Annotated in this window: 11 protein-coding genes; 1 reads left to right on the top strand and 10 read right to left on the bottom strand. The window is 60.0% G+C overall.

Going from position 1 to position 11,615, the window contains the following annotated elements; translation table 11 throughout:
- Window positions 1-96 precede the first annotated feature (96 nt).
- Window positions 97-870 carry an enoyl-CoA hydratase gene (locus NHU87_RS26350; RefSeq protein WP_253553897.1) on the top strand — a complete coding sequence of 258 codons (774 nt, stop codon included), beginning with the start codon at window positions 97-99 and terminating at the stop codon, window positions 868-870.
- A 123-nt stretch (window positions 871-993) separates the two neighbouring features.
- Here the strand turns inward: NHU87_RS26350 and NHU87_RS26345 are convergent, their stop codons facing one another.
- The 10 genes from NHU87_RS26345 to NHU87_RS26300 all read right to left on the bottom strand — a co-directional run bounded on the left by NHU87_RS26345 (window position 994) and on the right by NHU87_RS26300 (window position 11,505).
- A complete protein-coding gene (locus NHU87_RS26345) occupies window positions 994-2,145 on the bottom strand; it encodes an acyl-CoA dehydrogenase family protein (protein ID WP_253553895.1) in 1,152 nt (383 codons plus the stop codon).
- 3 nt (window positions 2,146-2,148) lie between these two features.
- Window positions 2,149-3,255 carry an enoyl-CoA hydratase/isomerase family protein gene (locus NHU87_RS26340; protein WP_253553892.1) on the bottom strand — a complete coding sequence of 369 codons (1,107 nt, stop codon included), beginning with the start codon at window positions 3,253-3,255 and terminating at the stop codon, window positions 2,149-2,151.
- Window positions 3,256-3,510: 255 nt separating this feature from the next.
- Window positions 3,511-4,206, bottom strand: coding sequence for an HPP family protein (locus tag NHU87_RS26335; protein WP_253553889.1), 696 nt, complete (start codon window positions 4,204-4,206; stop codon window positions 3,511-3,513).
- A gap of 158 nt (window positions 4,207-4,364) precedes the next feature.
- The gene (locus NHU87_RS26330; protein WP_253553886.1) at window positions 4,365-5,543 is read right to left on the bottom strand and encodes an MFS transporter; all 1,179 of its coding nucleotides are present in this window, start codon (window positions 5,541-5,543) and stop codon (window positions 4,365-4,367) included.
- Between the two features lie 175 nt (window positions 5,544-5,718).
- Window positions 5,719-7,110, bottom strand: coding sequence for an MmgE/PrpD family protein (locus tag NHU87_RS26325; RefSeq protein ID WP_253553883.1), 1,392 nt, complete (start codon window positions 7,108-7,110; stop codon window positions 5,719-5,721).
- Window positions 7,107-7,994 (bottom strand): polysaccharide deacetylase family protein, encoded by an 888-nt coding sequence (locus tag NHU87_RS26320; RefSeq protein WP_253553880.1) that lies wholly within the window; start codon window positions 7,992-7,994, stop codon window positions 7,107-7,109. Before NHU87_RS26320 ends, NHU87_RS26325 begins: the two co-directional genes overlap by 4 nt.
- Entirely contained in the window at window positions 7,987-8,835 is an 849-nt protein-coding gene (locus NHU87_RS26315) for a polysaccharide deacetylase family protein (protein ID WP_253553878.1), read from the bottom strand. The genes NHU87_RS26320 and NHU87_RS26315 overlap by 8 nt, the downstream gene beginning before the upstream one ends.
- A gap of 138 nt (window positions 8,836-8,973) precedes the next feature.
- On the bottom strand, window positions 8,974-9,798 hold the full coding sequence (locus tag NHU87_RS26310) for an ABC transporter substrate-binding protein (protein ID WP_253553876.1): 825 nt from the start codon (window positions 9,796-9,798) through the stop codon (window positions 8,974-8,976).
- Between the two features lie 53 nt (window positions 9,799-9,851).
- The gene (locus NHU87_RS26305; RefSeq protein ID WP_052966337.1) at window positions 9,852-10,616 is read right to left on the bottom strand and encodes an amino acid ABC transporter ATP-binding protein; all 765 of its coding nucleotides are present in this window, start codon (window positions 10,614-10,616) and stop codon (window positions 9,852-9,854) included.
- Window positions 10,617-10,626: 10 nt separating this feature from the next.
- Complete coding sequence (locus NHU87_RS26300) at window positions 10,627-11,505, bottom strand: amino acid ABC transporter permease (RefSeq protein ID WP_253553874.1); 879 nt, start codon at window positions 11,503-11,505, stop codon at window positions 10,627-10,629.
- Between the last annotated feature and the right edge of the window lie 110 nt (window positions 11,506-11,615).

Here is an 11,615-nt window from a genome sequence, read left to right as displayed (position 1 = left end):
CTGCGATCTTTTGATGTTGTTTTTAAAGAGCAAAATCAAAAGATCGCAGCCTGCGGCAGCTCCTACCGGGGATCGAGTGTTTATCAGGAGTCATATATGAGCTACGAAACGATTTTATTGGAGATCAAGGACCGCGTCGGCCTGATCACCCTCAACCGGCCGCAAGCCTTGAACGCGTTGAATGCGCAAATTGTCAGCGAACTGAACCACGCCCTCGACGGCCTTGAAGCCGATTCGAACATCGGTTGCATCGTGCTGACCGGCTCGAAAAAAGCCTTCGCCGCCGGTGCCGACATCAAGGAAATGGCCGAGCTGACTTATCCGCAGATCTACCTCGATGACCTGTTCAGCGACAGCGATCGCGTGGCCAACCGCCGCAAGCCGATCATCGCCGCGGTCAACGGTTTCGCCTTGGGCGGTGGTTGTGAACTGGCGCTGATGTGCGACTTCATTCTGGCGGGCGACAACGCCAAATTCGGTCAGCCGGAAATCAACCTCGGCGTGCTGCCAGGTATGGGCGGCACCCAGCGCCTGACTCGCGCAGTGGGCAAGGCCAAGGCCATGGAAATGTGCCTGAGCGGGCGTTTGATCGATGCGGTGGAAGCGGAGCGTTGCGGCATTGTGGCGCGCATCGTGCCGGCGGATGAGCTACTGGAAGAAGCATTGAAAGTCGCGGCGCTGATTGCCAAGAAGTCGCTGCCGATTGCGATGATGGTCAAGGAAAGCGTCAACCGCGCCTTTGAAGTCAGCCTGTCGGAAGGTGTGCGATTTGAACGTCGGGTGTTCCATGCGGCGTTTGCGACGCAGGATCAGAAGGAAGGGATGGCGGCGTTTATTGCCAAGCGTGAGGCGGAGTTCGTCGGCAAGTAATGCGGCGTCCTCGCGGACGTCATCGCGGGCAAGCCCGCTCCCACAGTGGTTTTCGGCGTTCACAAATTTTGTATACGCTCGAGAAACCTGTGGGAGCGGGCTTGCCCGCGATGCTTTTAAAGGTCACACCAAATAATTTTTCAACTCCCGGGCAATCACCATCCGCTGTATCTCGCTCGACCCTTCATAAATCTGCGTGATTCGCGCATCGCGGTAGTAGCGCTCCACCGGATAGTCTTCCAGATACCCATACCCGCCATGAATCTGTATTGCCGACGAGCAGACCTTCTCGGCCATTTCCGAGGCAAACAGCTTGGCCTGTGAAGCCTCCGACAGACACGGCTTGCCTGCGCTGCGCAACCGAGCGGCATGCAGGATCAACAAGCGCGCGGCGTTCAACCGGGTGTGCATGTCGGCCAACATGTTGGCGATACTTTGGTGCTCGATGATCGGCTTGTCGAACTGCACCCGATCCCGCGCGTAGGCTAGCGCCGCTTCGAATGCGGCACGGGCGATGCCCAAGGCTTGCGCGGCGATGCCGATGCGGCCGCCTTCGAGATTGGAGAGGGCGATGGCCAGGCCTTTACCGCGTTCGCCCAGCAGATTGGCCTCGGGAACGGTGCAATTGTTCAGGGTGACGGCGCAGGTATCGGAAGCACGGATGCCCATCTTGTGTTCACTGCGGTCGACGATGAAACCCGCGGTTTCGGTCGGCACCAGAAACGCCGAGATGCCACGCTTGCCCAGTTCCGGATCGGTCACGGCGAACACAATCGCCAGCTTCGCCCGTTTGCCGTTGCTGACGAATTGCTTGGCGCCGTTGATCACCCACTGGCCGTCGCGCAGTTCGGCGCGGGTGCGCAGGTTGTGGGCCTCGGAGCCGGCCTGGGGTTCGGTGAGGGCGAAGCAGCCGATGGCCTGGCCGCTGGCGAGGTCCGGTAGCCATTGCTGTTTCTGCTCTTCGGTGCCGTAGTTGAGCACCGGCCCGCAACCCACGGAGTTGTGGATGCTCATCAGCGCACCAGTGGCGCCGTCACCGGCGGAAATCTCTTCCACCGCCAAGGCGTAGGCAACGTAGTCGACATAAGTGCCGCCCCATTCCTCGGGCACCACCATGCCCAGCAGACCCAGTTCGCCCATCTTCGCCACCAGACCGTCATCGATCCAGCCGGCCTTTTCCCAGGCTTGTGCGTGGGGCGCGATTTCGCCGCGGGCAAAATCCCGGGCCATGTCGCGGATCATCACTTGCTCTTCGCTCAATTCGATATCGTGCATGACTCAGCTCCAGCTTGGCTCGAACCCGGTGAAAAAGCTCGCCACATGCTCGGCGTCCAGCGCCTGCAGAGTCGGCGGGTTCCAGCGTGGGTTCTTGTCTTTGTCGATCAGCAAGGCGCGCACGCCTTCGATCAGGTCGCCGCGTTCGAACCACTGGCGATCCAGGTGCAGTTCGAGGGCGAAGCACTGTTCCAGGCTCAGGTGCCGACCGCGCCGCAGCATTTCCAGGGTCACGCCCATGGCCAGCGGTGAACGGCTTTCCAGCAAGTCGGCGGTGGCCATGGCCCACTCATGGCTGTCGGCGACGGTCACTTCACGCAGTTGTTCCACCATACTCGGCACATCGGGCAGGGCGAAGAAGTGATCGATGGCCGGCCGCAACGCCGCCAGGGGCGCAACCGGCAGTTGCTGCACGGCGAGTTTCGCCAGCATGCCTTGCAGGTCCTTGAGCGGCGTGTCGTGCCATTCGAGGTGATCGAGTTGCTCATCCAGCGTGCCCAGGCTGGCGCTGTCCAGATACCAGTCGGCCAGGCCGCAATAGAGTGCATCGGCGGCGCGAATCTGCACGCCAGTGACGCCGAGATAAATGCCCAGCTCACCGGGGATGCGCGGCAGGAAGTGGCTGCCGCCAACGTCCGGGAAATAACCGATGGCCACTTCCGGCATCGCCAGACGGCTGCGCTCGGTGACCACCCGCAAATCGGCGCCTTGCACCAGCCCCATGCCACCGCCCAGCACAAAGCCGTCCATCAAGGCCAGGACCGGTTTGCGATAGTGATGGATGGCGAGGTCGAGGGCGTATTCCTCGACGAAGAACTCTTCGTGCAGGGTATCGCCGCTTTTAAAACTGTCGTACAGCGAGCGGATATCGCCGCCGGCACAGAACGCTTTCTCCCCAGCACCGCGCAACACCACCGCATGTACTTGCGAATCCTGTGCCCAGGCATCGAGCTGCTGTTGCAGGCTGCGAACCATCTCCAGGGTAATGGCGTTGAGGCCGGCGGGGCGATTGAGGGTCAGGTGACCGATGTGATTGCGAACCTCGGCCAACACTTCGTTTTGCGTGGCATCCATGGGCTGTGTTGTCGGGGATGAAACCTGAGCAGTCATCACTAACTCCCTGCTTTTATTGTTCTTTATAGAGAAGCTCGCGCGCGAGCGATGCTGGATCGTATCAGTGCAAATTTGTGATGTACAACCGGCATATGTGCAGGGTTAGTTTGCGTTTTTACCTTGAAGCAAGATCAAAAGATCGCAGCCTTCGGCAGCTCCTACGGGATTGGTGTTCATACCGAAAAATCGCGGTGGACGCGGTCAACGTAGGAGCTGCCGCAGGCTGCGATCTTTTGATCTTTCTTCTAATCTTCAACCCTTGCTGGAAAATACATCCCCGATGCTACGCCGCTTGGCATGCAGCTCACTGGCATGAATCAATTGTTCGAGGTCTTCGGGGGTGATGTCATAGAAGGCCTCCATGTCGGCGAGGGCCAGTTTCAGATCCGCGGCAGTGATCGCCTGGCTGTCGGGGACGGGCATCATCGGCACCGGCTCAGCGGGACGTTTTGGGTAACGAATGCGCGTCAGATTGTTGTACGTCAGTGCGCTGAGCAGCATCGTCGAGGCGCTGAGCATCACCGGGCCAAGAGCTTTCCACTCCATGGCAATTGTCGCCGGGTCTGCCACCACCATAAGCAACGCCAAGGCACCGGCCGGTGGGTGCAGGCAACGCAACCAGCACATCAGAATCAGCGCCATGCCCGCCGCGAGGCAGGCGCTGCCGAGCGTGCGTCCGAGCACATGGGCGACCAGCAGCGAGACCACCCCCGCGCAGAGGTAACCGCCAAGAATCGACCAAGGCTGGGCAAGCGCGCCCGAGGACACGGCGAACAACAGCACCGCCGAGGCGCCCAGCGGGCCGATCAGATGCAACGCCACGTCGATGCCGAATACTTGGCCGCAGAGCCAGACGCTGAACATCGTCCCCAGGGCCATGCCGATGGCGGCGCGGCTCCATTCTGAAGGGCGGGTATTGATGGCGGCAGGTAACCAGCGAGCGAGCATGAGACAAACGGTCCGTAGAGAATTCGAGGCAAAAAAAAGGCTTAGCTGGAATACCCAGAAAGCCCTTGAAGGAGTTCCAACTATTGGGGGAGGAACGGCGCACAGTGTGCCGATCATTCCAGATGCTGACAAATTCATATTAATGCAGTTTCAGTGCATTATTTTTGCAGTATTGCCACCCGCCGACCGCTCATGTAGCACAGCAAACCGCCCATCGCCGTCAACGCACTCAGGGCATAGAACATGGTGGGTGCGGGTGTGTGCAACAGCAGATAGCCACAAATCACCGGACTCAGCGCGCCGCCGAGGGCCGCGAGATTCTGCGCGCCGTAATAGCTACCGCGCAGTTCTTCCGGGGCCAGGGTGTCGACGAAGAGGAATTCGGCCGGGTAAATGATCATTTCGCCGAGGGTGAAAATGAACATCGCCACGCACCAGCTCACAAGGCTGTCCGCCAGGCTGAAACCGATCAACCCGAGGATGAACAGGCTGGTGCCGCCAGCAATCCAGTAGCGCAGTTGTTCGCGCTTGAGGAACCGGCCGATCTGGTATTGCAGCAGGATCACACTGATGGCGTTGCAGGCGAGCAGGGCAGCCATGGTTTCCAGGGCGCGTTTGGTGTCTTGGGTGACCAGCAGGTATTGCGACAGGTACAGGGTGAAACGACCGTGTACCACGGTGCTGAGCAGACATCCGCAGGTGAACATGATCAGCGTGCGATCGTTCTTCAGGGTGATCAGGGTTTTGAGGAAACTCTGGGGCTGGCCGATGGCGGGTGTCTGGGCTGGGTCTTTGGGGATTCCGCTCATCAGGAAAATACTGAAAAACGCGATACCGCCGGCGATCAGGAACGGCGCTGTTGGCTGCACCCCGGCGATCACCACCCCGAGCATGGGGCCGGTGGCGTAGCCGATGTTGGTCAGTGTGTAGCGCAGCGAAAAGGCTTTGGCGCGCTGGCCCACGGGCAGGTTTTCGCTGAGGATCGCCTTGGACCCGATCAGGAACAATGCCGAGGCGGTTTCGGTGATCACCAGGGTGGCGGTGGTCAGGTAAAGGTTTTCGGCGAAGGTCAGCAACACGAAACCGATGGCGCTGGAAAGCATGGTCAGAATCAGCAACCGACGTTTTTCGAGGCGGTCGATGATGTAGCCGCCATAAAGCGCGAGCAGGGTGGCGATAAACACCGCGATGCCCAGCAACAGGCCGACGTCCTGTTGGTCGAGGCCGAGTTTGTTGCTCAGAAACAGGGTGAGCAACGGACTGGTAATGGCGCGGCTGACGACGATGGTCAGCGACACGATCATCAAGCGGCGGATAACGAGGGTGTAAGTGGCCACGGTGGGGCAAATGTCCTTATTCAGATTCTATGATATCGACGTGATACCGAGTTGCTGCCAATCGCGGGCAAGCCCGCTCCCACAGGTTTGGTGCCGATCATTTAATTGTGGCTCGACGCGAACCTTGTAGGAGCGAGGCTTGCCCGCGAAGAGGCCGGATCAGGCAACGCCATATTCAAGCCAGCCACCGCTCAAGTACCCAAACCGATTCCAGTTCTTCAAGCATCCACAACTGCTCAATCAATCCTTCCGCCCGCTGCCGCGGCATAACCCGCCCCGCCAGACTGAAAAACTTCTCCTCCAGCGCCCCATCACTCAACGGATTTCCCGGCGCACCCAATGGCACCTCGACGCACAAACTCGCTTGCCGACCATCCACGGTCTGCACGCTGACGACAGGCTCGCCATCCTCCGACAGTAGCGGGTCGACTTCAAGGCGAATGCGCGACATCCAGTGAGCAATCCGCGGGTGTTGGCGCTGTTCATCGTCGTAAGCTTCCAACCGGCAATGCCCATGAACCAGTCGGGCGGCGAGGGCATAACGCAAGCTCATCTGCGCCGCCGACAAAGTGCTGAAGTCCTGACCGCCACACATGTCCTGAAGGAATCCGCACAACGAAACCTGAACGCTCTCGACCTGATCCGCACTGACCTGCAATTGGTCCAGCAACAGGCCCAAGGCATCGATCGCCGAATGCGTCCCCCGGCATGCCGCGTAGGGTTTGATCGAGCAGCGGGCGAGTTTCCACACATGGCCCAGTTCGGCATCCAGCGCCTCGGGCACGGCGGTATCCGCCGCGAGGGTCTTGAGAAAACCGCCCCAGACATCATCGAACAATTTTGTCGGCCCGGTGATGCCTTGTTGAGCAAACCGCGCCGCCAACAAACCACCTTCGGCGGCCCGACCGCTGTGGAGTTTTTTGCTTTGCGAGCCGTCATGAATGAAGGCCCAAAGACCACCGCTGAAGCTCCCGGCAATGCCCAGCGCCGCGAGGGTTTGTTGTGCATCCAGACCGAGAATTCGCGCACTGGCCGCTGCCGCACCAAACACCCCGCACGTCGCGGTGGAGTGCCAACCGGCGCCGTTGTGGGCCGAGTAACTGCCGCAGGCTTCGAGCACCCGACGGCCGATTTCGTAGCCGATCACTACAGTGGTGATCAACTCGCGGCCACTTATCGGTCTTTCAGACATCGATACTGCGGCCATCACCGCCGGCAGCACCACCGCACCGGAATGGTCACACCCGCCAGTGTCGTCCAGCTCCAGGGCATGCGCGGCAATGCCGTTGAGCATGGCGGCCTGCGCTGCGCCGACTCGCTGATCAGTGCCCCAGACCAACGTGCTGCCGGCTTCACCCTCGAAAACCTGACGCGCCTGTCTGGCCACATCGCTGCCAGCCCCGGCCAGGCTCACGCCGAAGGTGTCGAGGATGTGCCGCTTGGTTTGCGCCACCAATGCGGGGGGTAAATCTTCGAAGCGAGTATCGACGCAGAACTGCGCCAATCGCTCCATCCGTATCACTCCATCGTAGGCGCTGCCGAAGGCTGCGATCTCTTGATCTTTCATACGCCGTAATCCCGGTAATGACGTTCGTACACCGCCGCCGGGTGATCCTCGGTCACGGGCGTTGCCGATTCGGCCCACCACTGAGCGACCTGGGCACCGGTGGCGATCCACACGTCGTCATGCTGTTGAATGCTTTGCAGCAATTCGCGCAACAGGCCGATCCGTCCGGGCGTGGCGATGATTTCCGGGTGCAGCCGCAGCACGTAACACAGCCCGAATCGGTGAAATCCGGCGAAGTCCATTTGCAGGTTGCCAAGCGTGTGGCTGTAAGAGGCGATGCGCGATTGCGCCGGTGGCACCGCCGGGCTGAGGTTGAAGGCGAAGTAGGGTTCGTCTTCCAGTTCGTAGTGCAACGGCAGCTCGATCACTTCGGGCGCGGTCGGGTGAGCGAAGGGCAAATCATCGCCGCGCCATGACGAGTCCCAGCGGATGCCATGCTCTCTTAACGCCTCGATGAAACCCGGCGCACCGTTACCGGCCGGGATACGAAAACCTGTTGGACGCTGACCGGTCAGCGCGCTCAAGGCCGCGCAACCTTTGGCGGCTTCGGCGCTTTGCTCGGCCAGCGTCAGGTTGTCGTAGTTCTGATGGCGATACCCGGCGCAGGCAATTTCATGCCCGCCGGCCTGGATTGCTCGGATGTGCTGCGGGTTTTCCTCGGCGACGATGCCGGGAATGAACCAACTGCTGGAAACGCCCAGTTCTTCGAACAACCCGAGCAAACGTTCGACACCGCGCTGAGTGCCATAGCGCCACACAGACAAGGTCTTGTCGCGCCCGGCGACTTCTGGCGCTTGGGTGAGGATGCCGTGAATGTCGTTGTAATCGACAGTCAGCACCACGGCACAGCGGTAGCCGTTGGGCCATACAGTGGAATCAGCCATGGTGATGCTCCTTCAGCCACCAGTGGGCGACGTCGCGGCAGGTGGCGAACCAGACATCGTCGCGTTGGCGCATGTGTTCGAAGAGTTTTTCCAGCAACAGGATGCGCCCCGGTTTGCCGGTGATCTTGGGATGGAACAGGGTGGTCAGGCACAGCCCTTCATCCATGGCACCGTCGAACTCGCGGCACCAGTTGTCGAGGGTCAGCGCGTAACTGGCGGTGCGGTCGAGTCCCGAGGGGAAGTCCGGCGCGCGGGTGTAAGCGAGGGAGGCGTAGTCATCCATTTCCCAGCGACCGGGGATTTCCACCAGAGGCGTATCGAAGCCCGGCACGTTGACCAGATACGGCCGGTCATCACCGCGCATGCTGCTGGAGTAAGTCACGCCGGCTTCCACCAGCATGGCCGGCGTTTCGGCTCGCCAGTCGCCGGATGGCGTGCGAAAACCTTCGGCGCGGATGTGTAGATGCTTCCAGAACACCTCACGGGATTTGTGCATCACGTCCTTTTGCTGATCGAGCGTCAGGGCGTAAAAGGATTCGTGTTTGTAGCCGTGGTACGCCACCTCATGCCCGCGCTCGACAATTGCCTGGCACTGTCTGGGCCAATTCTCCACGACCCAGGCCGGGACGAAGAATGTCGTCGGGATCCGGAACTCATCCAGCACGTCGAGAATCCGCGGCAGCGCCCGATAGGGGCCATAACCACCAAAACCGAAATACTCGGGCTTGCGCCAGATCGAACCGTTGAGCATCGCATCGCCGGTCGGGCCATCGAGGTCGAAGGCCAGGGCGAGGCAGGCTGTGTGCTGATCAGGCCAGGTGGGTTGTGGTGAGGAGGACATTTGGTGCTCCAGCTATTTATAGGTAAAACACAGCCCCTGTAGGAGCAAAGCGTGCTCGCGAAGAGGCCGGCACATTCAACATCTGTGTTGGCTGGCAGGGCCTCTTCGCGAGCAAGCTTCGCTCCTACGGGGCAAGCATTACTTGCCGGCGTTGATGGTCACGGTCTTGATCGCGCCCAGTTCCAGGTCCCATTTCTTCAGGATGGTCTGGTAGCTGCCGTCATCGACCATGCTCTGCATCGCCACGTTCACCGCTTCACTCAGCTCAGGCTTTTTCTTGCTCACGCCCAGCCCGGTGAACTGCTTGGAAATCGGCAGGCCCACGGTTTTGTACATGTCCTTTTCCTGGGTCTTGAGGTACGGCAGGGTTTCGCTGCCCTGCATGGCCGCGTCGATACGGCTTTGGCGCAGTTGCGCGCGGGCGTCGGCCGAGCCTTCGGTGCCGATCACCACGATGGCCGGTTTACCGGCAGCTTCACAGTTGGCCTTGCTCCACTCGGCGATTTCCGCCGGGAAGGTCGTACGTCGGCTGGTACCAACTTTCTTGCCGCACAGATCAATGATCTCGTTGGTGTCCTTGTTTTTCTGCAAGGTGTAGAACTGCGGACCACTGGTGAAGTAGTCGACGAAGGTCACACTGGCCTGGCGCTCGGCGGTGTCGGTCATGCCCGACATCACCATGTCGACGCGGTCGGTGGTCAGCGCGTTGATCATTTGCTCGAAACCGGTTTCCTGCCATTTGATCTTCACGCCCAGACGTTCGGCCAGAGCGTTGCCCAGGTCAACGTCGAGACCGGTGAGGGTGTTGGTGGCCGGGTCCTTGAAATCCATCGGCGGGTAGTTTGGCATGATCGCTACAACGACCTCGCCCTTGTCCTTGATGCTGGCCGGCAATTCGGCGGCCACAGTGAAACCGCAAGACATAACGGAAGTGAGTACTGCTGGAATGACGAAGTTCTTCATGGTCGTTCTCTTATGAGTGTTGTTACGCAGCTCTTGGTTTCCGAGGCTGGCGCTTAGGTTCGAACGGCAGAAATGAAGCTTTGGGTGCGTGGGTTTTGTGGACTTATTAGTATTTCTTCGGGGCTTCCAGCCTCCACGATCTGTCCCTCGTCCATGAACACCATGCGGTTGGAAACCTCGCGAGCGAAGCCCAGTTCATGGGTGACGACGATCATGGTCATGCCGGTCTGCGCCAGATCGCGCATCACCGACAGCACCTCACCGACCAGTTCCGGGTCAAGTGCCGAAGTGGGTTCATCGAACAGCATCAGCTTGGGTCGCATGGCCAACGCACGGGCAATCGCCACCCGTTGTTGCTGACCGCCCGACAGTTCGATCGGGTAGCTGTTGCGCTTGTCGGACAGGCCGACGCGAGCGAGCAATTCCAAGGCTTCTTCGTGCGCTTCTTTGGGCGAACGCTTGAGCACCTGGCAGGGCCCTTCGATGATGTTTTGCAGCACAGTCATGTGCGGGAACAGGTTGAAGCGCTGGAAGACCATGCCGGTGGCCAGACGCTGACGGGCGATCTGCGACTCGTTGAGTTCGTGCAGTTTGTTGCCGGCGATGCGGTAACCCACCAGTTCACCGTCGACCCACAGGCCGCCCTTGTCGATTTTTTCCAGCTGATTCACGCAGCGCAGCAGAGTGCTTTTGCCGGAGCCGGACGGGCCGATGATGCACAGCACTTCGCCTTGCTCGACCTCGATGTTGATGTCCTTGAGCGCGTGGAAATGGTCGTAGTACTTGTTCAGGCTCACGGCCTTGACGATGCTTCTCATGTTGAACTCCTCAAGAACGCTTGCCGGCGCCGCGAGCGAAACGACGCTCCAGACGGCTTTGGCCAAAGGACAGAACAGTGACGGTGGCCAGGTACCAGATGCCGGCGACGATCAGCAGCTCCATCACGCGGGCGTTGGCGTAGTAGATGTTCTGGGCGTTGTAGAGCAGTTCCGAGTACTGGATGACACTCGCCAGGGAAGTCATTTTCACCATGCCGATGAACTCGTTACCCACCGGCGGAATGATGATCCGCATGGCCTGGGGCAGGATGATCCGGCGCAGGGCTTGCAGGCGCGGCATGCCGATCGACTTGGCGGCTTCGTACTGCCCGGTGTCCACCGAAAGCAGGCCAGCACGCACCACTTCGGCGGTGTAGGCGCCCTGGTTGATGCTCAAGCCGAGGAGGGCGGCCACGAAGGGCGTCATCAGGCTCACCGTGTCCATTTCAAATAGGCCGGGGATGCCGATGGTGGGGAAAATCAGCGCCAGGTTGAACCACAGCAGCAGCTGCAAAATCAGCGGCGTACCGCGAAACAGCCAGGTGTAGATCAGTGCCACATAGCGCAGGATCGGATTGGCCGACATGCGCATGATCGCCGTGATCACCCCGAAGACAATGCCCAGCGCCATCGCCAGCACCGCCATGACGATGGTGTTGAGCAAGCCCCACATGATTGCTTGGGAGGTAAGGAACTGGCCGATGTACGACCATTCGATCTTGCCTTCGGCGAAGGCCCGCACCAGACCGACAATCGCAATCACGATCACCGTGGCGAAGAAAATCCGCCCGTAGTAACGCCGTGGCACATGCTGGTACTGGGTGATATCGAACTGGTTTTCCGCCAGTTTGCGCTCCGCCTGGAGTCGTTCTGCCTGAGTCTGGCTCATGTTGTTTCTCCGTACGCTGTATTAATCCCTGTAGGAGCGAAGCTTGCTCGCGAAGGCGGTGGGGCAGTTGTAATCAGTGTTGACTGACCCACCGCCTTCGCGAGCAAGCT

It is taken from the genome of Pseudomonas mandelii, from assembly GCF_024138395.1.
In the GTDB taxonomy this organism is placed as follows: Bacteria; Pseudomonadota; Gammaproteobacteria; order Pseudomonadales; family Pseudomonadaceae; genus Aquipseudomonas; species Aquipseudomonas mandelii_E.
This window is presented reverse-complemented; position numbering and strand designations above follow the sequence as displayed.